Genomic DNA, 21,894 nt, shown 5'->3' with positions numbered 1-21,894 from the left:
TATGTCAATCTATGCGGGACTAGACAATTAATACCCGTCCCTTGCAGAAAAGAAACGATACAGTGGAAGCAATTACCGCCACGAAGTCCAACACCGTTCGTATAAAAAAAGATCCAGCTAACCTTCAAACGGTCGCTTGGATCTTTTCTAATTGTATAGTGTCAACTGCAAAATCTATGTTAAAAAATTCGTTTTTGCCACCGTACACAACTAATAATAATGCACACCACCGACATTCCCCCTGTACACACCCAAAATTCAAATGAATTTTGGACCCTTAGAGCAAGTAATATTTCCCGAAACGGGTCCATTAACATAATGAGCGGTCTAGACAATTTAAAGAGAAATGCAGATAAAACCAGAATTGATAAATAAGCAAACAGGGGTCGAGATATAAATAAGCATACGGCACTGCTCAACATGAGCTTCACCAAACAAACGATAAACAGTATGAGATAAAATGCGAGTATGTAGGTTATGGCATCAGATGAGGTAGAAGGTGTTGATGCACCATATTTTAAGAAAGTAGAGCTATGCGGGAAAAGAAACCATCCTGCAATCACGCTTATAAACAAACCTGTCCCAACTAAAATGACCGTCGTGACCGATAGTGCGAGCATCTTGGCAAGCCAAAACTGCAAACGACGGTACGGGCGCAACATGTAGAGCCTATACGCCCCTGAATAAAGATCACCACTCAACTGATCCACATACAGGATAGGCAACATCGCCAGAGTTAGAAATAAAGCAACCTCACTCATCATCAGCCATGGCAGGTTTAAATTGTTGACGAGCATGGTTCCTTCACCAAAACGGAAGATCTTTGTTCCCGTCATTTTATAACTCCATATAATCGCTACAATTATTAATATATAGGCTACGTACAACGAATAAGTGGACTTCCGCTTCCAAATTCGTTCCATTTCACTGTGCCAAATTCCCAGCATCAAGCAATCCCCCTAACACAAATAATCATCGGCTACAAAGCGGCGATATGCCCCCCATGTAAACAAGACAAGATATACACTTACAACGGTAATGATGGCCCCGTTCACAGATAAACTTCCGATTAAAGAATTATTCAATCCCGTATGCTGCAGATATGGAATAATCATAAATGTGACCACATCATATAGGTATGGAACATGAGAAACAAAGGATGCCAATTTTAGATACAGCGGATCAAATAACAGAGAAGCCAAATTGTATACCATGCAAATACCAATAGCATATGTAACACTCTTGCTATACATAGCAAAAAAGCAATACAAGGAACTTATAGCTAATAGAGAAGCAAATGCCCAGCCATAGTATTCAAGGATGCGCAGCAATCGAACTCCAGACAGACCTATATCACTTAAATCATATGAAAATTTCCATACTTCAGCGATCACCTGTGAGGATAAGGCATATATAATGAGAAGAAGTAAGATAGAAACATTCAAAACCAGCAGCTTGCTCCAAAAAATCTGACCACGGGTAAATCGACGCATGAATAATAGCCGCAGCCGTCCACTTTGAAATTCCTCAGTAAACACAGCAGCAGCTAAAGCAGCCACAGCACTGTTGCAAAATAAATATAAATTCTCCTGCAGACTGGTGACGATAAAATTCTGGTGTAGCACCTCTATTGGAACATTCCGAGTACGCAAATAGTATAATCCTGTCGAATAGGCTAGCACAGGTGTGCATAAAACCATAAGCCAGAACCACTTTCGCTTCCACAATCGTTCGAATTCACTGTGTATCAATCGCTTCATAATCCCATTAACCCCATAAAGGCATCCTCCAGACGTTGGCCTTCCTTTATCAGCTGATCAGTAGGCCCCTGCCAAACTAGCCTGCCCTCTTTAATTACGATAAGTTCATCGCACATCTGTTGCAATTCGTCCAGCAGATGACTGGAGATAAAAAAGGCATAATTGGCCGAGTTACGCAAACCAAGCACAATATCACGCAGTTCTCTCATCCCCATGGGATCAAGACCATTAGACGGTTCATCCAACAACAAAAGCTCCGGAGTACCCAGCATGGACTGTGCAATACCTAGTCTTTGCTTCATTCCAAGCGAATAGGTTTTTACCTTGTCGTCGCCCCGCGTTTCTAATCTCACCTTTGTAAGCAACTCTTCGATATGTGCCTCCCGATCTGAGGATGCAATTTCAGAGTGCAGCCGTGATAAATTACGTAAAACCTGCCTGCCTGTCATATAATCAAAAAAGACTGGAGATTCAATAATGGCCCCCACCTTGGACAGCGCTTTTTCCCGGTCCGTATGTACATTATATGAAGCTATCTGTACAGAGCCGCTGGTTGGCTTCATTAATCCAGTCATAATACGCATCATTGTTGTTTTGCCCGCTCCATTGGGTCCGATGAATCCATAAATCTTCCCTTTCTGAAGCTTGAATGAAATATTATTTAATAAATTTCTTTTCCCCATTTTTTTTGTTACCTGATTGACCTCCAGCAAGAAGTCCGACATATCGTTCCCTCCATCGTATAATTGATAGGCATGATATTAATATGGATAAGCCCATTTAATATTGGTTAACATCGCGTGCACAAATTAGAAAGTATCATATGTTGCGAAATGTAAACGAATTACTTTATATGTAAAATAAAAATATAAAAAATCATTAATACCAATTTATTTTAATATATGGTTATTCTTTTTCCAATCTCTCATTCTCTTTACCATACAAAAATAGCCCCTCAGTAGGCGTACTACCTCAGGGCTATCCTTTATAAAATATACGTTTGCCTATCTTCAGCAACCAGCCTATCACTTACTCTAGTTCAATCCACTCGCCGAGCAACGTGTCCAGCTCCGCTTGCAGCTGCTCACGCACGTCCCACAGCTCCGCCATGCGTGCCGTGTCACTACCAGTACCGAGCAGCTCCAGCTCGGCATCTGTCGCCGCCAATTCTGCTTCCTTGGCGGCAATCGCCCGCTCCAAGCGCTCGCGGGACGCAGCGGGCGAGTGGGATGGCTTCGCTGCCTTCGCTCCGGGTGCCCCACCCCGGGCATCGGGCACCCCCAAGCGACCTGCCGACCCGGAGCGAGCACGGCTCGCATCGGCTCCGGTGGTCGCTCCTGTCCGCGAAGCCGTTCCCGCATCATTGCTTGCTGCGCCAGCAGGCGTAGCCAGGCCCGAGCCTGAGCCGCCACCAGATGCGGCTCTACTTGCAGATGCCGATCGTCCCCCTGCATCCGTCCCACGTTGCAAGCGGGCGTTTTCCATCTCTCGCTTCTTCGTGCGGTATTCATCGAAGCCGCCCAGATAAAAGAACAGCTTCCCGTTCTCCAGCTCCCACACGCGCTCAGCCAGCTTGTTCACAAAGTAGCGGTCATGTGAAATCGCCAACACCGTTCCCGTGTAGGTGTCCAGCGCTTCCTCCAAGGCCTCACGAGAGTCGATGTCCAAATGGTTCGTCGGCTCATCCAGCACCAGCAAATTCGGCTTTTTCATGACCAGCAGCGCCAGCCTTAAGCGGGACCACTCTCCACCGGACAGCATGCTCACAGGCTTAAACACATCCGCGCCGTAAAATAAATACTTCGCCAGCTGCCCACGCGCCTCGCCTTCTTCCAGCCCTGCTTCCTCCTTGAAGTAAGCAAGCACCGTCGCCCGGCTATCCCGTTCTCTCTCTTGCTGCGCCAAATATCCGTACTCGACGCGCGCGCCCCATTGCACCGTGCCTGTATCTGCGCTTTCCTGACCAAGCAACAGCTTGAGCAGCGTCGTTTTACCTGCGCCATTATCGCCTAACAAAGCTACCTTTTCACCGAATTCTAGGCTACCCGTAGCCCCGTTTAATATCTGACGTTCTCCATAGGCTTTGGCGATTTCTTCAAACTGAAGCACCCGGCGACCGGAACGATCCTCCAGTCTTAAGTTAAACTCCGCTCCCTGCGGGTCCAGTACAGGCCGCTTCACCATTTCCATGCGCTCCAGCGCCTTGCGGATTGAGGCTGCCTTTTTGAAAAACTTTTCGTTGTCGCCATTGCGTCCCCACTCTTCCAAACGCCGAATGGTCTCCTTCATCTTTTTGATCCGCTTTTGCTGTTCCTTATAATCCTCAAATTGCAGCAGCAGACGTTCTTCCTTTTCCTTAACGTAGCCGCTGTAATTCGTATAGTACGTAAAGGCCTCGCCATCCTCCAGTTCGATCATCTTGCCAGCAACTCGATCCAGAAAATAGCGATCATGGGATACAACCACACAGGCCCCGGTGTAGCTCTGCAAAAATTGCTCTAGCCATTCCATCCCTTTCAAATCCAGATGGTTGGTTGGCTCATCCAGCAGCAGCAAATCCGGCCGTCCAATGAGCTGTGATGCCAGTGCTATTTTGGTTTTTTCTCCGCCTGACAGTGATCCGAAGTTGCGCGTATACATAGCTTTGGGAATACCTAGCCCATCCGCTACCTGATCCATATTTGCATCCATTTCATAGCCACCGTTACGCTCAAACTGCTCCTGTAGGGAAGCATACGTTTGCAGCATCTTCTCCAACAGCTCCGGATTCGCTGCCACAACCGGATCTGACATTTCCCGTTCGAGCGTGCTCATCTGATTGCGGCAATCCTTCAGCTCACGATAGGCGTAAGCCAGCGTTTCGTATACGGTGAAGCTTTCAAACTCTGCCGGGATTTGCGGCAAATAGCCGATTTTCGTATCCTTGGCGATGGCGAGCTGCCCTTCATCCGGGCGGGACAAACGTGCAATTAGGCGTAATAGGGTGGTTTTGCCGCTTCCGTTGCGACCGATAAGCCCCACCTTTTCTCCCTTATGGATATCAAATGTTGCACCATCTAAAATCAGATTGGCAGCGTGGTATTTTTTCAATTGTTGACCGTTTACAATATACATGTTCAGGCTCTCCTTTATTTAGGAAGACCCTTACCCAGGTAACACAAAAAGAGCCGCAGGAGCAACCCCGCGACTCTTCGGAAGATGTAGCAATCCGTTCGAGTTAAGGTAGGCGTCTTCTCGCGATGTTTACAACCGTATGATTAAAATTGGACAGACTTCTCCCGTTGTATGGAAAAGCATGAACAATGCCAGCCATAGCAATCGGCAGCTGGCTAATACGGTTGTTCAGCATCTCGTGATTCACCTACCTCACCTCCTTCTTCATAATTGTGTGTAGTATAGCATGTTTTCTCGTATTATAAAAGAGGGGTAATGGCCTATCGCACTATGAAACGGAGTGTTGCCCTCTGACAGCCTGTGATGTCCCGGCTCTGGTAATCGAAAATACGCCGCAGACAAAAGCAACAATCACAAATGCCCCGCCCACCCAAGCGTTCGTGGCAACAGAAGCGCTATTCTCAATCACTACCCCACCTAAGGCAGAACCGAGAGCGATCCCGACCTGGAGTGCAGAGAAATTAAAGCTTTGCTGAATACTGCCTGATTCGGGTGCATTTTCAATAAGATAACTTTGCATTGGGGGCGACAAGGCCCAGCTCAGGATTCCCCAGATGATCAGAAGCGGCACAAACACATACATCGAGTGAATCGAGAACGGCAGCAGGAACATCACAGCGATAAACACACCTACGACAATGAGAATACTTTTCGCTGTGCCGAATCGGTCGGCCAAAGAACCGCCAATAAAACCTCCACTCACTGCCGCCAGCCCAAAGACGAAATAGGCCACACTCACCCACGAGGCGTTCAAACCCATCAGGTTTTCCAAAAACGGAGTGAAATAAGCATATAACGTGTAGTGTCCCGCCAGTGTTAGCGTTGTTACCAGATGGGCGCTGATTACTTTAACATTTTTCAAGGACTTCAACTGCTCACGCATAGGCACAACATGTTCTGTTGGAATCCGTTCCATAAACAAGTTCATGATGATCATAGAAACTACGGTCAACAAGGCAATAATCAGAAATAGCACCCGCCAGCCAAACGCATTTCCAATCAGCACCCCGGCTGGGATGCCTAGCACGATAGAGGAGCTGACCCCCATGGAGATTACACCGAGAACGCGGGCCTGATAAGCTTTGGACACCACTTTAACCGCAATGGTTAGTGACAATGTCACGATCAACGACCCACTTGCAGCAGTAACGATACGAGATATAAACAACACAGCATAGTTCGGACTCCAGAAAGCCAGCAGACTTCCCAGGATAAAGATAAACATCGACCACAAATACAGTCGTTTTCGTTCAATTTTGGCGGTCAACGCCAACAAAGTCGGCCCGGCAATAGCGTACACAAGCGCATAGATCATGATAAGCTGTCCTGCCGTGCTTACAGAGACATTCAAATCCTGTGCAATCTGGGGCAGCACGCCACCAATAATCAACTCCACCAGACCTACCGTAAAGGTCGCAATGGTTAAAATAACTACTTTGAAGTTCATTACATTAGCTCCTTTGCTGTCATGTAATTCCCTCGCATCACGCAAAAAAATCCTGACCACAAGAAATGTACAAGACGTACACTTTTTGTAATCAGGATTTATCGGTTCCTGGTAGAGACCCTCAAACCATATTATTGAGGTTATACAAATGGGGCATTCATTTATTACGCTTCACGAAGGTTATAGCTATTACTATAAAGGAGCCTTTAGCTAAGTTCAACCCCTACAGCCGCAAAAATTCGCTCATGGCACGATCTGACAGATAGGGTAAATACTCATGACCATATTCGTGATACACAAGCAATTCCTTGTCCGATACGATTTTATTGTACACTGCGAACTGTGTGGAAGGTGGGCAAATCACATCGGATAGCCCTGTCACGAATAGCACCCGTCCTCGAATACGGTCTGCTAAATGTTGAATGTCGATGTAGCCTAAGCGGTGAAACACTTCGCTCTCACGTACATGATTGGGATCAAACCAGCGAAAATAATAAACCAGTTCCTCATAGGCCGATGTCGTTGCATCCAGCGCCCAAGCTCTTTTATAATCCGACAGGAACGGATATACCGGGACCGCCACACGGACACGCGGCTCCAATGCAGCGCAGGCAACCGTTAGTGCCCCGCCTTGGGAGCAGCCAAATGCACCGATCCGTTCAGGGTCAACCTGCTCCATAGACATTAGAATGCGCACCGTCTGTACCGTATCCAAAAATACGTTGCGGTAATACAACCGATCCGGGTCCGGGTCGTCAATCCCGCGGATAATATGGCCGCGAACCGTCGTTCCCTGAACCTGCAAATTGTCCTCGGACAGTCCACCTTGTCCTCGGCAATCCATAGCCAGCACAGTGAATCCGTGTGCCGCATAGCTCACCTTGTCGAACCAGTCGCCACTATCGCAGGAATACCCATGGAACATCGCCAAGGCTGGACCTTGTTCCGTAAGATGCTTGGGACGAGCCAGCTTCCCATGTACCCTTGCCCCGCCCACTCCAGTAAAATACAGATGGTAACACTCCACCAGCGGAGAGACAAAATCGGCAGGCTCCAGTGTATATTCCAGTGGCTGTCGTTCCAGTTCTTGCAGCGCCCGTTCCCAATACTTATCAAAATCCCGCGGCTTCGGATTACTTCCCATATAGGATTGTAGCTGCTGTAAAGACATATCCTCCGGCATGTAAATTCCCTCCTACATCCGGCCTGACTCACGGTCATCTGCGACTACTTCATCCGTTGCGATGACATACTTCATAATGTCAGATACTGTCGTGTATGCGATACCTACATACGTATCAGCGGCTCCATAATAAATTGCAATTCTTCCGGTGTCCGCATCATGCAGTGTAGCACACGGGAACACCACATTCGGCACAAAGCCACGCTCTTCGTACCATTCCTCCGGGGTCAACACGAAATTGGAGGAACGATATTTAACTTTGGACGGATCATCCAGATCAAGAACAGCTACTCCCATGCTGTATACCAGTCCATTGCACGTGCCTGTCACCCCGTGATAGAACATCAGCCAGCCCTCTGTCGTCTCAATCGGTGCCGGTCCGCCGCCAATCTTCACCGATTGCCACCAGCCCTGACCGCCCTTGCTCATTACATGACGGTGCTTGCCCCAATAGACCAAGTCAGGACTTTCGCTAAGGAAAATATCGCCAAAAGGCGTATGACCGCTGTCGCTCGGACGGGATAGCAACATAAAGTTTCCATTTAGCTTACGAGGTAACAGCACTCCGTTGCGATTAAACGGCAAGAACGGATTTTCCAATCGCACAAACCTTTTGAAATCCTTCGTTTGTGCGATCCCCAGCGCTGCTCCATAAAAATCTGTGCACCAGATGATATAATACGTATCTTCCACTCGAACCAGACGCGGATCGTAAGCATAATTAGGCTGATACTCATTCCCTTCCTCATCGACCAAATGCAGACGCTCTGTCTCAATGTCCCAAGCCAGCCCATCGTCACTCCAGCCGAGATGCAAATGCGGACGTCCATTAATCGTTTCAGCACGAAATATTCCTACAAACCGTCCTTCATACGGAGCTACTGCACTGTTGAAAATACGGGCAATGCCGGGTACCGGATTCCGTCCAATGACCGGGTTTTCAGTATGCCTCCACACCGGAGCCTCGCTACCTTCGGGCTTATCCTGCCACGGCATTTTCGACAGGCTATCTCCTACAATTCGTACGTTACCTACATCCAAATCCACATTCAATTTACTCATACTCTTGACTCTCCTCTCACCTAAACACTTTATTTTTTGATCTTTCTATTTGACTGAACCCTGTGCAAATCCGTTATAGATATACTTTTGTAATGATAAAAACGCAGCCAGCGTCGGAATAATCGCAATGATGATGCCCGCGCTAATGACCTCCCATTGCGATCCGTATGGCCCTTTAAACTTAAACAGTGCCGTCGATATAACCTGAAGACTTGTTTTGGGCATGTACAGGAACGGGGTGTAAAAATCATTGTAAATATTAACACCCTTGATGATGATTACCGTCACAATGGCAGGCTTCAGCAGCGGCAAAATAATGCGCCAGTAGATGGTCAGATAGGAAGCCCCATCCAGCATGGCCGACTCATCCAGCGCCACTGCGATGGAATCCAGAAACTGAAGGAAAATATACACCGCAATAATATCGGTCCCCAAATAAAGTAAAATGGCTGCCCAAGGTGTGTTAAACAGTTCCAGTTTGTTAATGATCTGGAATGTCGATACCTGTGTCGTCACCCCCGGAATGAGCGTGGCGAGCAAGAACGCACCCAGCATGAGACTTTTACCTTTAAATTTAAAACGATTCAAAATATACGCGATCATGGAACCGGTCAACGTAGCCCCGATGATGGAGATCAGCAAAATAAAGGCTGTGTTCAAAAATCCAGTTAGCATATTTCCATCCACAAAGGCTTTGGCGTAGTTCGCCCAGTTCAGCCAGTTCACCGGGGGAGTCAGAGGACTGCTTGTCGCATATTCAGCCTTCGTCTTCAAAGATGCAAACAAAATCACAACAATCGGCAGTAGAGCAATGAACGCACCTAGCAATAGCGCGGCATACTTGATGCTGCTTGCCAGCAATCTTTTTAGCTTATACATGATTAGTCCTCCTCCCCCCGAATCAGCAACCGCTGAAGCAACGTAACAGCAATTACGATCAACAGCAGAACAACCGCCATCGCCGAGGCCAAACCAACCTTGCTGTATTTGAATGCCACATCAATCGTCTGAATGACGAACGTTTTACTACCGTTGGAGCCACCGGTCATAATGTAAGGAATATCGAATGCACTGATCGCGCCGCTAATCGCCAAGATCAGGTTCAGCTGCAAAATTCGCTTGATGGTCGGCAAAATAATAGAGCGGAACTGATGCCAGCGGTTGGCTCCGTCGATATCGGCTGCTTCATACAAATCACTGGATATGGAAGAAATCGCACCTAGAAACACAATAAAGTTAAAGCCCATGTATCTCCAGATCGACGTACCTGCCAGCGAAATATTAATAATCTCCGGGTTGCCCAGCCATAGCTTGACATACGAACCCAAGCCCACTGCCTGAAGCAGTGTATCGAGGGTGCCATCCGGCTTAAAAAAGAATAGAAAAATAAAACCAATCGCCACCCCATTCATCAGGGAAGGGAAGAACAAAATGCCTTTAAAGAAATTTTTAAACCAGGTCTGAAAGCTGAGAATGGTCGCAAAATAAAGGGCCAAACCCATCTGTACAAACGTGGCTACAAAGTAATACAGACTGACCTTAAACACCGAGAAATACTCGGGGTCGGTAAAAATTTTAATATAGTTTTCAAAGCCCACATATTCCAGACGCTTACTATAGCCGTTCCAGTCCGAAAAGCTGTATTTAAACATATTGATCACCGGCAAGTACGCAAAAGTGACCAGCAGCGCCAGTGGAATAAACGAAAAGGCAACAATAATCGCTAATCTTTGTTTGGAGTAGCTGAGATTCGAAAATTTAAACATGCTGCACCTCCTGGCTATCCGTCCATCAACTACCATGTCAATCCCTTCTTATGGTAAAGTTCAGATGGTTATTTTGCTTCCTTGGCTGCCACTTCAGCACGCGCCTTCACCCATGCATCGTTCAGATCCTTCATAATGGTGTCGTACGATTCTGGGCGGTTACCAACCCCTGCCTCAATAATTCGTTTCTTGAAATCAGGCTGCCACAAGCCGATTTCTCCCATTTTATCGATTTTATCGACAATTCCTTCCTGCCCCTTCGGAGACGGAGTCAGCGCTTCAAAAGCAACGCCCTCATTCTCGTACTGCTTCAAAATGGCAGGCATTGCGGCACCCTTCAGCGGACTAATGCTGCCTGCCTGCTCTACGGCATAGTTGGACTTTTCGGTAAACCAATCCACCCAGGCACGGGCTGCCTCTTTATTTTCACTGTTTACGTTAATAGCGAGGTTAAAGTCACCTGCCAGCGGTACAAGTACCTTGGAGGCATTCGTCGGGAAAGGCATAAAACCGATATCATCCTTGTTAGAAGCTACGCTTTTGATCTGATCAATCGCCCAAGAGCCAAGGACCATCGTACCGATTTTACCTTGTGCAAGATCCGCCTTGGAGGTCTCCCAATCCGTAGTCGTTGGATCTTTTTCAATCAGACCATTTTTAGCCGCATCGTACAGGACCTTGTACAGCTCATAGTGGGGCTGACCCTTCGTGAAATTATCATCCGAATTCGGTTGTGTCACATTCACGTATTCCTTCGTACCCGCTACTGTCGCCAGGCTAGACTCCCACTGGGTCAGTGCCCAACCAGAGGCATAGTTCGTAAACAGCGGCACTGCCTTGGTTTTGTCCTTAATTTGCTGTAACGCTTTCAGGAATTGATCCGGTGTTTTAGGAATTTGTGTGATCCCTGCTTCCTTGAACACTTTTTTGTTATAAATCACGCCAGAGTAAACCATCGCAATCGGAATACCGTAGCTGTTACCATCCACTGTACGTTCTTCAATGCCGGTATACTTGTTTTTCATCTCGTCATAAGTACCTAGTGGCTCAAAAAAATTAGGAAGCTCCTCAATCGGAATGCTGCCAGGAATCAGCAACACATCTCCGTAATCCCGGGTTCCCATCCGAATTTTAATTTGACCATCATAATCGGCCAATGCCTGAAAATTGACCTTCACGTTCGGATAAAGTTTGTTAAATTCCTTGGCGTAATCCTGAAATACGGTATCCACAATATCTGTCCGCTGTGTGATCACCGTAATTTCCCCTTCCGGACCCTTCGGATCAGAACCGGCAGCTGGCGCATCCTTCTTTGAGCTACAGCCAGTAAACAGCCCCGCTATCAAAAGCACGGATAGTAATGACATCAAAACCTTGGACAACTTCATGAGACGACCCCTCCTGTTGTTTTTAATAAGGTTATCGTTAAACTAACAAAATCATTTTATTATGTTAGCGCTTACTGTGTCAATTACAATATTTTTTTGTAAAATATCGTGGTCCTCTTCTTGTAAAAAACACGAATCTAGCATGGTTGACAGTTTATAAACACCTAGATATGATACTTCTGTAAGGTTAACGATAAACTAATAAATAATTTTCCGAAGGAGGCTTTGTCTCTTGGAAACACTAGTACACGAAATTAGACAGGAATGGAAGGAACACATACTCCCATTCTGGTTAGGCTTGAAAGATGAAGCGCATGGCGGATTTTATGGCGAGGTAGACGTGGATCTGCACATCCATAAACAAGCGGACAAAGGTGGCATCGCCACTGCGCGACTACTTTGGTCTTTCTCAGCAGCTGCCCGTGTAACTGGGGAACGCGCCTATGCAGACGCGGCACGACATGCCTTTACATTTCTGCAAGATCACCTGCTTGACCCGTTACATGGAGGAATGTACTGGATGGTGAACTACACGGGGCAGCCGGTGGATACGTGCAAGCATGTATATGCGCAGGCATTTGCCATCTATGCGCTGGCAGAATATGCACGAGCTACGGATGACCCGAATGCATTGCCACTGGCAATGGAACTGTTTCATCTGGTGGAACAAAAGGGGTATGATCCTGCTCTACAGGCATACGGTGAACAATATGATCGTTCGTGGAACGCGCAGCCTAATGAGCTACTCAGTGAAAATGGAGTTACCGCGCATATTACCATGAATACGCATATTCATGTTTTGGAAGCGTATACCCAATTGCTACGTGCCTACCCAAACGAAGAGGTTCGGGATGCACTGAAGAACGTGCTGGACATTTTATACCATCGTGTTTACGATGCTTCCGCCCGGCGCTTGGGAGTGTTCTTCGATCGCGAATGGCGCTCACTGCTCGATCTGACCTCATATGGTCACGACATCGAAGCCAGCTGGTTGATGGAGGACGCAATGAATGTACTGGGTTATCATCCATCTGAGTATGTGAACATGGTGGTGGATATTGCCGGCGCGGTAGCTGAGCGGGCTATTCAGCCAGACGGATCGCTCATCAACGAGCGGGAGGGAGAGCGGGTAGACACTTCACGTATCTGGTGGGTACAGGCCGAAGCAATGGTTGGTTTTTACAATGCGTTTCAGCGGACACAGGATGAACGATTTTTGCACATTGTGCGAAATCTATGGACCTATACCCGGCAATATATCATCGATCCGCGCGCCGGAGGCGAATGGTTCTGGTCAGTTCAAACCGACGGTAAGCCTGATGCGAGAGAGATTGCAGGTCCTTGGAAGTGCCCATATCATAACAGCCGATTTTGCATCGAAATGCTGGAGAGGATGGAAAAACAATGATTCATAGCAAATACAATGAGCTGCTGTTGCAGCAAGAAGAACTGATTACGCGCCCCAATGAGGTTAAAACCTCCTTTTACAATGGTATCTATGAACGCTACCTCTATCCGGTGCTCACACGCCATCATGTTCCCATTCACTGGCGGTTTGACCTGGATGCACAAACCAACCCCTTTTTCATGGAACGACTGGGTGTGAATGCGGCATTGAATCCTGGAGCGATCTATCATGAAGGAAAATACATTCTTGTTTCACGCACCGAGGGACTGGATCGAAAGTCGTTTTTTGCCTTGGCAGAGAGCGATAACGGCATTGATCAGTTCCGGTTCATTGACGCTCCCTTAGTATGGGATGATATCGACCCGGATGAAACCAATATGTACGATATGCGGCTGGTGAAGCATGAGGACGGCTGGATTTACGGTATTTATTGCTCGGAGAAAAAGGACCCTGACGCGCCAGCCCACGATACCTCCAGCGCTGTCGCTCAGGCTGGACTAGTCCGCACTCGTGATCTCCGCACATGGACCCGGCTTCCCAACATCACTACCCAGTCCCCGCAGCAACGCAACGTTGTCCTGCACCCCGAATTTGTGGACGGTCAATATGCCTTCTATACTCGTCCCCAAGATGGGTTTATTTCCACCGGCTCAGGCGGAGGCATTGCGTTCGGTCTCTGCAAAGATATTACGCAGCCCGTGATTGAACATGAGACAGTCATTGACGAGCGCTACTATCATACGGTATACGAAGTCAAGAACGGGCAAGGTCCTGCTCCGATCAAAACGAGTCGCGGCTGGATTCATATCGCTCACGGGGTACGCAATACAGCCGCCGGGCTGCGATATGTGCTGTATACCTTTGCCACCAGTCTGGAAGACCCTACGCGCGTCATTGCCAAGCCTGGCGGGCATTTTCTGGCTCCTTATGATGAGGAACGCGTGGGTGATGTTTCGAATGTTATTTTCTGCAATGGGGCAGTCGTTAATGAACGAGATGAAGTCTTCATATACTACGCGTCCAGTGATACCCGTATCCACGTAGCGACGACCACCATTGCCCGTCTAGAAGACTACACCTTCAATACACCGTCCGACCCATTGCGTTCTCTCGGCAGCGCCGCTATCCGCCGTGAGCTGATCCATCGCAATGAAGCGCTATTGCAAGCAAGCAACCGTCCTTCCCAGCAGATCTAAGCCGTAAGCTTTATCCTGCTTGTGGAACCATGTATACTATCCATAGAACAACTGTTACCCGCAGGCTAATTGTTGTTCTATGGGCAGCTATGGCTGCCAGTCCTTGTATCTTTACAGAGCAGCTGCACCGCTAAGCTAATTGAATTTCTACAAGCGGATAAGCTATCCATATTCACCCCAGCATTTTGCAACTCTTATCTGGATGTAGGCAAAATGCTTATCTTTTTAAAATTGGAAGGCGGAACAGGAATGAAGAGCAACGTAACGATGCGGGATATTGCAGATAAGCTGGGAATAAGCAGCGTGACCGTGTCGAAGGCGCTCAATGACAAGGATGGGGTTAGCGAGGAGCTAAAAGAACGTATTAAAACGCTCGCGGGCGAAATGGGTTATCGTTTCAATACCGTTGCCAAGTCCATGAAGGAAGGGCTCACCTATAACATTGGTGTTGTCATCCCTGAACGTTTTACCGGTCCTGGCCAATCGTTTTATCTGCATATTTACCAGCAAATTTCACGAGCACTGGAGCCATACGGCTACTACGGGATCCTTCACATCCTCCATCGCGAGGACGAAGAACAGCTTAATCTGCCACGTATCTATTACGACCGTAAGGTGGACGGCTTCATTCTTCTGGGCCAGGTGAGCAAGCCATATATTGAGCTGGTACAAACCATGGACCAACCTAAAATGTTTCTCGACTTTTATGATGAGCATGCCGATATCGACTCTGTGGTGACGGATAATTTTTACGGAGCCTATGAGCTGACCAACTACTTGATCGCCCAGGGGCACCGGGATATTGCTTATGTGGGAAATATCTATTCCACCAGTAGTATTCAAGATCGTTTCCTCGGCTACTATAAATCCTTGCTGGAGCACAGGTTGCCCCTCCGTAACGAGTGGGTACTCAGTGACCGGGACGACGAAGGGTCCTATGTTGAAATGGAGCTGCCTCAGCCACTACCGACCGCCTTTGTATGCAACTGCGATCAGGTTGCTCACAATCTGGTGCACCAGCTGATTGGTCTGGGATACCGCGTACCCGAGGATTGCTCTGTAGTCGGCTTTGATAACGATGTATACGCCACGCTTATTGTTCCGCAACTGACCACGGTCGGAGTAGACATTGAGCAAATGGCACGTACCGCGGTGGATTCAATGATGAAAAAAATAAGCCATCCCGGCAGTCGTTTTGGTCGAGTCCTTGTACAGGGTCATATTGTATATCGTGATTCCGTGCAGCCCCTTGAGTGATCATGATCAGTGAATATTCCACAACCAAAAGCCGCTCAGCATGTCGCTGGAGCGGCTTTTGACGTTTATAATCTTTGCAGCGTAATCATGGGCTTACCTTCAATCAAGAGCGCTGGGCCACAAAGGAATTGCCCGTCCGATTGAGAATCGGCAGCATCCGCATTTCCTGACCCATCGTGGCTTGGCAAAGTGGACAAGCCGGCTCGCTCAAAAAGGTAAAATCCGTTCTCATCCATCCGTTGCAACCCTCGTTGGTACACGACCAAATAGCCGTATTTTCCTCTGGAATGATTTCCGGGGCCTGGCGTCTGTACATCTATATCCCCCCTTGGTTGTTATAGGGGAACATCCCCTGTCGGCATACTGTTAATTCCCTCCTGTGCGGGTATTAATATGCTCCAACCTACGGAAAATATGCGTATTTTACCAAAATCCTTATTTGCGGATAGCCTTGGTCCAGAAACCGCCATGAAATTGCTTTGGCTCCACTGTAATGACAAAAGCCTTGGGATCCAGCTCCAGAATGGATTGATACAGCTTATTCTGGTTTTTACGCTTGGCCAAAATCTCCATCACCAGACGTTCTCCATCACGTCCGCTGCCCAGCCAAGCTGTAACGCCGTAGCCTTTGTCTCGCAGCGCATTGGCAATTCCTCCATTGATCTCATTGCTGATCACCTTCACAGTGACATAACCGAGCGCTATTTTTTCCTCAATCCATGCTCCAATAAGAATACCCACTGCGTAGCCGATGGCGTATACCGCAAGACTTGCCACTTGATCCAGATATCTAAGCACGACATTCAAGCCCAACACATAGACCGTAACTTCCACGGTGCTAATGAGTGCAGCAATGTACTTCTGTCCTTTCAGCGTCAAAATCATACGTAGTGTATACGCCGATACATAAATAAGTTGAATAACGAGAATAAACAATAAAATTTTGAGCATACGCTCACTCCTTATTTCACGATCTAGTTAACCCCGTCTCCAACATTATGCCCCTGTCTGTGATCTACAGCCTTACGTTTCGTATTACCCTCGCTCGGGTAATGAGTAACTACAGCATGCTGAAAGAAAGTTTGATTATATGAGGAGGGCTATACCATGAAGGATAACGGAATTAGCGATAAAATCAAAGGTAATGTAAATAAAGCTAAAGGCGAAATCAAGGATCAAATCGGGAACGCTACAGATAATAAGTCACTTCAAGCCGAAGGTAAATTGGATAAAGCCAAAGGCCATCTTCAGGAAACAGCAGGCAAACTGAAGGACCACAAATAATCCAACTTTTGATACCCTAACGCACTGTACTCCAAACAAGTCCGCTGTCTTGTACAGCGGACTGTTTTATTTTGTTCGGTTACTTTTGGAAAAATATTTACGCAAACAGGGCAACTTTTACAGTCGCTTTTGCGTCTAACTAATATAAGCACAACCAATAACAACCCTTCCAACCTGTTGGATTTTGTATGTATTAATGTTACTCTAGTCTATGTATCAAGCTATAATTCTTAAATAAAGGGGTAGACCAACGAATGAAATCATTGAAGTCCATGAAGAAACCAGTCATCATCACTGCCGTGTCGGCCTTGGCCATCTCCGGGGCTCTGTTCAGCCAATCTACATATGCTGCACAAGTAACTAAGCCGATCCAAGCAGTATATAACAATATTAAAATTATCTACAACGGAACCGAGGTTCCTGCTGATGCTAAAACAGAACCATTTCTGCTGGATGGCGTGACGTATATCCCGCTGAAGCTGGCAGGTACTGCTTTGGATAAAAAAGTAACATGGGATGGCACAAACAAACGCGTAGTCATTGCTGACAACGGCGTTCCTATTGATCAGTCTACAGTTACAGCATTGAACAACCAGATTACGACGCTGACTCAAGAACTGAACACAGCAAAAGCAGCGAACACAACGAAAGATGCTACCATTGCTCAGTTGCAAAAAGACAATCAGACGCTGAAAGATGAAGCGAGCAAAAATAGTTCAAGCACCCTGAAAGATCTTCAAAAGCAACTGAACAAGGATTACAGTGATTCCTACAACACGAACTCGGATATCACGCTGGATGGTAACAAAAGCGATATTGACGTGACCATCGAAATGACCAAGTCCAGATGGGATGACCTGTCCGACAGCAGAAAGGAAAGCTACCTGGAGGACATCGTTAAGGACATTTTGAAAGAGTACAAAGATGCCGATATTGACGGCACAGTGAAGAACTCCAGTAATAGAGATAAATTGGCGACCTTTTCAACCAACAGCAGAGGCGATGTAACGATTAAAAAGGTAGCTTCTTCTCTGGATACTAGCAGTATCCAACGTTCTTTGACTGACAGATACGGTAACTACGCCGGTGTTGGCTTTGATTTCACTGTAAGAGGCGACAGCAGTAAAGCAACCGTTGATGTGTATGTAAATTCTGATGATTGGAACAACAAACTCACCAGTAATCAAAGAAGCAACCTAACTGATGGCGTAATCGACCAGCTAAAAAATAGAGAGAAAATTGACAGAGTCGAGGGGTACATCCGCAATAAGGGCAACAGCAGCCAAATCATTTCCTTCTAAGACTCATGCTTCAAAAAAACGACAAGGTTCTATAGGCCTTGTCGTTTTTTTTGATGATTCACTACCATCATGTATTCATTACTGAATCAGCCTGCCCACAGAAGTAATGTATTTTATATAATCACTATCCGCATTAGTTGTACCGATATTTTTTGTATAAAGCAAATGACCTGCACTGGTTATTTTGACTTTGTGAAATGAACCGGATTTAGAATAAGGATCTACACTATAGGTCCCTTTGCTATACACAATCATAGGATTAAAGTCAATTTGCTTGAAAACGGGCGATAAGTCACTCTTATACGTAGCATGAATATTCAATACACCCTGCTTTTGATCCCAGTCAAAGGAAGTAAGATCAAATGCATTTGCATCAATGACTTGGGCCAAGTCTTGTCCCTTGAACCTCATAAGAACTGGACTTTCCGTAAAGCTGTCATGCCATATCTTCAATAAGCCACGCTTGGAATCCCACTCCATCTTTGCATCCGTATCTTTCAACAAAATGGATACTGGTAAAAACATCGCGTTGCTTTTCATGATGGGGACTGTGTCCATTGTCACCGGCTCACCGTTAACCGAAATTTCGGGTGATCCGATCGTAGCCGTTACATTACGCCCCAACAAATCAACAGCAGCGGTTTTGCTCGCTGCGTTGTAAGTTACTTTACCACCCAGTATATCCCCAGCTACTTGGAGCGGTATAAGCAGTCTCCCCTTTGTATCCACAAAAGGCGAGGCAGGATAGGTGTATAAAACGTAATGATCATTGACCTTCAGGTGTATAGGGGTCTGAGCTTGAGCTGATGTCGAATTCGAGTGTACAGTGGCAATACTAAATAGAACCATAAGGCATACGAACAACCTGATATTCATAATTTCCTCCTTGTTCATAAACAGCTCAAAAATACAACTGTTTTGTTTATAACTAACGTACCTCCACCAATACATATAGTCAACCATAATTTATAACCTCTACCTAATTATAGAATATGGCACCTTCTCTACAGCTATTTAATTCATAAATACATTAATAATATTTATAAATATAAAGGTATTTTAGCGATGAAAGCAGAATGTATCACTGTATTCCAATTTAGAAAGGGGTAAATCTATACGATGAGAAGTTTTGTTAAACGTAGAGCCAGGTCGAGCATTGCATTAACAATGACTTTATTATTGGCAATTGCAGCCGTACCTTCAGGTACAATGGATGCCGCCGCAGCGGATCCGAACCAGAATAATAAGCAGAATGTGCCGACCTTCTCTAATGTATCGGTTCATGATCCTTCGATTGTCAAAGACGGTGACACTTATTATGTGTTTGGGTCGCATATCTCCGCAGCGAAGTCCAAAGATCTCACAAACTGGACTTCTTTTGCAAACGGTTACACAACACCTGGGAATACTCTTTACGGGGATTTACCGAAGAATCTGGCCGGATCTTTCGCTTGGGCGGGCGAGAATGATGCGGATAGCAAGGGAGGATTCTCAGTATGGGCGCCGGATGTATTTTGGAATGAGCATTATGTCAATAAGGATGGCTCAAAAGGAGCCTATATGATTTATTATAGTGCCTCCTCCACCTATATACGTTCCGCGATCGGTATTGCCGTTGCACCCAACATTGAGGGCCCCTATCAATATGTGGATACTATTGTGAACACTGGTTTTACAAAGGAGACTGCATTCGATAAAGATAGCAAAGTGGATAAAAAGTGGACAAATACGCCGATTTCTCAACTCATTAATGAAGGCAAGCTGAAGGGGCCTAGAGCAGGATGGTTTAACGCCGATGGTTCTTATGCGAATCGGGTGTTCCCGAATGCAATTGATGCAGCAGTCTTTTATGATACAGACGGGCGCTTATGGATGACGTACGGGTCATGGTCCGGAGGAATATTTTTGCTGGAGCTGGATAAAGCAACTGGCAAACCGATCTATCCAGGCCAAGATGGAACTACAGAGGATGGCCGTCTGATTGATCGTTACTTTGGCACCAAGATCGCAGGTGGATACGGTGAGTCCGGGGAAGGTCCATATATTGAATACAACTCAAAGACAGGTTACTACTATCTGTATGTAACCTATGGCGGACTTGCAGCGGACGGTGGGTATAACATGAGGTTATTCCGTTCCAAGAGTCCGGCAGGACCTTATAAGGATGCCAAAGGACAGAATGCCGTTCTGCCAGCAAACACCAAAAATGTAGCCTATGGCAACAAACTAATGGGTAACTTCTTGTTCGATAGCAAAATAGGCGATCCAGGTACAGGTGTGGGCTACGGCTATGTATCTCCTGGGCATAACTCGGTATACACCGATCCTGCTACCGGACAAATGTTTGTTGTCTTTCATACCCGATTCCCTCAGCAAGGGGAGACTCATGAGCTGCGTGTACACCAAATGTTCATGAATCAGGATGACTGGCCTGTTGTAGCTCCTTACCGTTACGGCGGCGAGACGCTTACAAAGCTGGATGAGAAACAATTCATTGGTGATTATCAATATATTAACCATGGCAGTGATTCTTCGGCGACGATCAAAAATACACAGTTCATTCAGCTGAGAGCAGATCATACGATTAAAGGCGATGTGCAAGGAACATGGCGCAAGTCGGGGGATGCGAATGTCCAACTAACACTGGATGGTGCTGTATATGATGGAGTATTCCTGAGACAATGGGACCAGGTTACAAATCAATACATCCTTGCGTTTACAGTTCTATCGAATAAAGGTGAAATGGCCTGGGGCAGTAAGCTCCCTGATATGACGGATACGACAGTCGTTGACAGTGTATATCGTGAATTAGATCTTGGCGATACGAGCCGGGTGACGGCTAATCTGACGCTTCCGAAGGAAGGCAGTCGGCAATCATCCATTACCTGGAAAACTTCAGACCCAGGCATCATTTCCGATACTGGTGAAATCAAGCGCCCCGGGATCGGAGAAAAGGCTGTATCCGCCACTTTGACAGCTACCATTACCAAAGGGGACAGCAGTCGGGACAAAGCTTTTAACATTACGGTAGCTCCTTATGAGAAGGCAACATTGACTGCTTCATACCCATTTGAAAATAATCTAAAGGATCAGAATGAGGCTTTTGCCAATGGTAAGGTTATTGGTGACCGAATCGATCGTCAAGGAGGAAATGTATCCTACGCTGAAGGCGTAAGAGGCCAAGCTGTAGTCCTTGATGGACAGTCAGGTATTGCTCTGCCTGAAGGACTCATATCCAGTTCAGCCTATTCTGTGTCACTGTGGGTGAAACCTAGCGAATTGACTGTGCATACACCAACTTTTTTTGGAGCTATGGATAGCAACCACTGGGTTAGCCTTCTGCCCAGAGGACCTGAGAAGGATAACACCATGGTCTGGTCCGGCAGCTCAACTTGGTATACCGGCAGTACTGGCCGGAAGATCAAAGCCAATGAATGGACACACCTTGCCTTTACTGTAGATCATGGAGTGCTAGTGGTGTATGTGAATGGGAAAATTCAGTTTACAGGGTCAGGGTTTCCGGATGTCTTTACCTCTAAATCTGGAACATTCAGCTTAGGGGTCAACTGGTGGGACCCTGCATTCAAAGGATCTATGGATGAGCTGAGTATTTTTGAAGGCGCGCTCCCTCCTGCACAGGTGGAAGAGTTAGCCCAGATGAAGTGAAT

At 46.6% G+C, this 21,894-nt stretch carries 20 protein-coding genes and 1 riboswitch; of the genes, 6 read left to right on the top strand and 14 right to left on the bottom strand.

Features of this window, described 5'->3' with window-relative positions:
* Positions 1-179 precede the first annotated feature (179 nt).
* From BN1546_RS12740 to BN1546_RS12695, 11 genes are all read right to left on the bottom strand, one after another.
* Positions 180-947: an ABC transporter permease gene (locus BN1546_RS12740; RefSeq protein ID WP_090737777.1), complete on the bottom strand. Its 768-nt coding sequence runs from the start codon at positions 945-947 to the stop codon at positions 180-182.
* Positions 948-959: 12 nt separating this feature from the next.
* A complete protein-coding gene (locus tag BN1546_RS12735; RefSeq protein ID WP_016822708.1) occupies positions 960-1,760 on the bottom strand; it encodes an ABC transporter permease in 801 nt (266 codons plus the stop codon).
* Positions 1,757-2,485, bottom strand: a complete 729-nt coding sequence (locus BN1546_RS12730; RefSeq protein ID WP_013373628.1) for an ABC transporter ATP-binding protein — start codon at positions 2,483-2,485, stop codon at positions 1,757-1,759. The genes BN1546_RS12735 and BN1546_RS12730 overlap by 4 nt, the downstream gene beginning before the upstream one ends.
* Positions 2,486-2,789: 304 nt before the next feature.
* Positions 2,790-4,874, bottom strand: coding sequence for a ribosomal protection-like ABC-F family protein (gene abc-f, locus BN1546_RS12725; protein WP_090737776.1), 2,085 nt, complete (start codon positions 4,872-4,874; stop codon positions 2,790-2,792).
* Between the two features lie 103 nt (positions 4,875-4,977).
* On the bottom strand, positions 4,978-5,121 hold the full coding sequence (locus tag BN1546_RS27315; RefSeq protein ID WP_016822706.1) for an RAxF-45 family protein: 144 nt from the start codon (positions 5,119-5,121) through the stop codon (positions 4,978-4,980).
* A gap of 81 nt (positions 5,122-5,202) precedes the next feature.
* Complete coding sequence (locus tag BN1546_RS12720) at positions 5,203-6,381, bottom strand: MFS transporter (protein WP_064961573.1); 1,179 nt, start codon at positions 6,379-6,381, stop codon at positions 5,203-5,205.
* 68 nt (positions 6,382-6,449) lie between these two features.
* Positions 6,450-6,549, bottom strand: a riboswitch (purine riboswitch).
* Between the two features lie 55 nt (positions 6,550-6,604).
* The gene (locus BN1546_RS12715) at positions 6,605-7,564 is read right to left on the bottom strand and encodes an acetylxylan esterase (RefSeq protein WP_058830313.1); all 960 of its coding nucleotides are present in this window, start codon (positions 7,562-7,564) and stop codon (positions 6,605-6,607) included.
* Positions 7,565-7,576: 12 nt separating this feature from the next.
* Entirely contained in the window at positions 7,577-8,626 is a 1,050-nt protein-coding gene (locus BN1546_RS12710; RefSeq protein WP_090737774.1) for a glycoside hydrolase family 130 protein, read from the bottom strand.
* A 45-nt stretch (positions 8,627-8,671) separates the two neighbouring features.
* Positions 8,672-9,505, bottom strand: a complete 834-nt coding sequence (locus BN1546_RS12705; protein ID WP_090737772.1) for a carbohydrate ABC transporter permease — start codon at positions 9,503-9,505, stop codon at positions 8,672-8,674.
* A gap of 2 nt (positions 9,506-9,507) precedes the next feature.
* The gene (locus BN1546_RS12700; protein ID WP_013373635.1) at positions 9,508-10,392 is read right to left on the bottom strand and encodes a carbohydrate ABC transporter permease; all 885 of its coding nucleotides are present in this window, start codon (positions 10,390-10,392) and stop codon (positions 9,508-9,510) included.
* 68 nt (positions 10,393-10,460) lie between these two features.
* On the bottom strand, positions 10,461-11,780 hold the full coding sequence (locus tag BN1546_RS12695; RefSeq protein ID WP_090737770.1) for an ABC transporter substrate-binding protein: 1,320 nt from the start codon (positions 11,778-11,780) through the stop codon (positions 10,461-10,463).
* A 232-nt stretch (positions 11,781-12,012) separates the two neighbouring features.
* Here BN1546_RS12695 and BN1546_RS12690 point away from each other — a divergent pair, with 232 nt between their 5' ends.
* The 3 genes from BN1546_RS12690 to BN1546_RS12680 all read left to right on the top strand — a co-directional run bounded on the left by BN1546_RS12690 (position 12,013) and on the right by BN1546_RS12680 (position 15,641).
* Positions 12,013-13,188, top strand: coding sequence for an AGE family epimerase/isomerase (locus BN1546_RS12690; protein WP_058830317.1), 1,176 nt, complete (start codon positions 12,013-12,015; stop codon positions 13,186-13,188).
* On the top strand, positions 13,185-14,384 hold the full coding sequence (locus tag BN1546_RS12685) for a glycoside hydrolase family 130 protein (RefSeq protein WP_013373638.1): 1,200 nt from the start codon (positions 13,185-13,187) through the stop codon (positions 14,382-14,384). The genes BN1546_RS12690 and BN1546_RS12685 overlap by 4 nt, the downstream gene beginning before the upstream one ends.
* A 249-nt stretch (positions 14,385-14,633) precedes the next feature.
* Positions 14,634-15,641 carry a substrate-binding domain-containing protein gene (locus BN1546_RS12680; protein WP_040103815.1) on the top strand — a complete coding sequence of 336 codons (1,008 nt, stop codon included), beginning with the start codon at positions 14,634-14,636 and terminating at the stop codon, positions 15,639-15,641.
* A gap of 103 nt (positions 15,642-15,744) precedes the next feature.
* Here the strand turns inward: BN1546_RS12680 and BN1546_RS12675 are convergent, their stop codons facing one another.
* Positions 15,745-15,957 carry a cold-shock protein gene (locus BN1546_RS12675; protein ID WP_016822696.1) on the bottom strand — a complete coding sequence of 71 codons (213 nt, stop codon included), beginning with the start codon at positions 15,955-15,957 and terminating at the stop codon, positions 15,745-15,747.
* Positions 15,958-16,076: 119 nt separating this feature from the next.
* Positions 16,077-16,592, bottom strand: coding sequence for a DUF2179 domain-containing protein (locus BN1546_RS12670; protein WP_025676707.1), 516 nt, complete (start codon positions 16,590-16,592; stop codon positions 16,077-16,079).
* 156 nt (positions 16,593-16,748) lie between these two features.
* On the opposite strand from BN1546_RS12670, the gene BN1546_RS12665 reads away from it, so the two are divergent.
* Together BN1546_RS12665 and BN1546_RS12660 are read left to right on the top strand one after the other, a co-directional pair.
* Positions 16,749-16,925, top strand: a complete 177-nt coding sequence (locus BN1546_RS12665) for a CsbD family protein (RefSeq protein ID WP_013373642.1) — start codon at positions 16,749-16,751, stop codon at positions 16,923-16,925.
* Positions 16,926-17,179: 254 nt separating this feature from the next.
* Entirely contained in the window at positions 17,180-18,226 is a 1,047-nt protein-coding gene (locus tag BN1546_RS12660) for a stalk domain-containing protein (RefSeq protein ID WP_090737768.1), read from the top strand.
* Between the two features lie 78 nt (positions 18,227-18,304).
* On the opposite strand, the gene BN1546_RS12655 is transcribed toward BN1546_RS12660, so the two are convergent.
* Positions 18,305-19,102 carry a copper amine oxidase N-terminal domain-containing protein gene (locus BN1546_RS12655; protein WP_058830350.1) on the bottom strand — a complete coding sequence of 266 codons (798 nt, stop codon included), beginning with the start codon at positions 19,100-19,102 and terminating at the stop codon, positions 18,305-18,307.
* Between the two features lie 243 nt (positions 19,103-19,345).
* Here BN1546_RS12655 and BN1546_RS12650 point away from each other — a divergent pair, with 243 nt between their 5' ends.
* Positions 19,346-21,892: a LamG-like jellyroll fold domain-containing protein gene (locus BN1546_RS12650; protein ID WP_090737767.1), complete on the top strand. Its 2,547-nt coding sequence runs from the start codon at positions 19,346-19,348 to the stop codon at positions 21,890-21,892.
* The last annotated feature ends 2 nt before the right edge of the window (positions 21,893-21,894 follow it).

Source organism: Paenibacillus sp. Mc5Re-14 (assembly GCF_001049835.1).
Lineage (GTDB): Bacteria > Bacillota > Bacilli > Paenibacillales > Paenibacillaceae > Paenibacillus > Paenibacillus polymyxa_C.
Note: the sequence above shows the minus strand (reverse complement) of the source record. Positions and strands in the feature narration are given on the sequence as shown.

Bases quoted from the DNA above. Each gene is read 5' to 3' on its own strand.
- BN1546_RS12720 (WP_064961573.1), bottom strand. From the start codon at position 6,381: ATGAACTTCAAAGTAGTTATTTTAACCATTGCGACCTTTACGGTAGGT.
- abc-f (WP_090737776.1), bottom strand. From the start codon at position 4,874: ATGTATATTGTAAACGGTCAACAATTGAAAAAATACCACGCTGCCAAT.
- BN1546_RS12685 (WP_013373638.1), top strand. From the start codon at position 13,185: ATGATTCATAGCAAATACAATGAGCTGCTGTTGCAGCAAGAAGAACTG.
- BN1546_RS12710 (WP_090737774.1), bottom strand. From the start codon at position 8,626: ATGAGTAAATTGAATGTGGATTTGGATGTAGGTAACGTACGAATTGTA.
- BN1546_RS12670 (WP_025676707.1), bottom strand. From the start codon at position 16,592: ATGCTCAAAATTTTATTGTTTATTCTCGTTATTCAACTTATTTATGTA.
- BN1546_RS12675 (WP_016822696.1), bottom strand. From the start codon at position 15,957: ATGTACAGACGCCAGGCCCCGGAAATCATTCCAGAGGAAAATACGGCT.
- BN1546_RS12705 (WP_090737772.1), bottom strand. From the start codon at position 9,505: ATGTATAAGCTAAAAAGATTGCTGGCAAGCAGCATCAAGTATGCCGCG.
- BN1546_RS12740 (WP_090737777.1), bottom strand. From the start codon at position 947: ATGCTGGGAATTTGGCACAGTGAAATGGAACGAATTTGGAAGCGGAAG.
- BN1546_RS12680 (WP_040103815.1), top strand. From the start codon at position 14,634: ATGAAGAGCAACGTAACGATGCGGGATATTGCAGATAAGCTGGGAATA.
- BN1546_RS12730 (WP_013373628.1), bottom strand. From the start codon at position 2,485: ATGTCGGACTTCTTGCTGGAGGTCAATCAGGTAACAAAAAAAATGGGG.
- BN1546_RS12660 (WP_090737768.1), top strand. From the start codon at position 17,180: ATGAAATCATTGAAGTCCATGAAGAAACCAGTCATCATCACTGCCGTG.
- BN1546_RS12715 (WP_058830313.1), bottom strand. From the start codon at position 7,564: ATGCCGGAGGATATGTCTTTACAGCAGCTACAATCCTATATGGGAAGT.
- BN1546_RS12735 (WP_016822708.1), bottom strand. From the start codon at position 1,760: ATGAAGCGATTGATACACAGTGAATTCGAACGATTGTGGAAGCGAAAG.
- BN1546_RS12695 (WP_090737770.1), bottom strand. From the start codon at position 11,780: ATGAAGTTGTCCAAGGTTTTGATGTCATTACTATCCGTGCTTTTGATA.
- BN1546_RS12700 (WP_013373635.1), bottom strand. From the start codon at position 10,392: ATGTTTAAATTTTCGAATCTCAGCTACTCCAAACAAAGATTAGCGATT.
- BN1546_RS12665 (WP_013373642.1), top strand. From the start codon at position 16,749: ATGAAGGATAACGGAATTAGCGATAAAATCAAAGGTAATGTAAATAAA.
- BN1546_RS12655 (WP_058830350.1), bottom strand. From the start codon at position 19,102: ATGAATATCAGGTTGTTCGTATGCCTTATGGTTCTATTTAGTATTGCC.
- BN1546_RS12650 (WP_090737767.1), top strand. From the start codon at position 19,346: ATGAGAAGTTTTGTTAAACGTAGAGCCAGGTCGAGCATTGCATTAACA.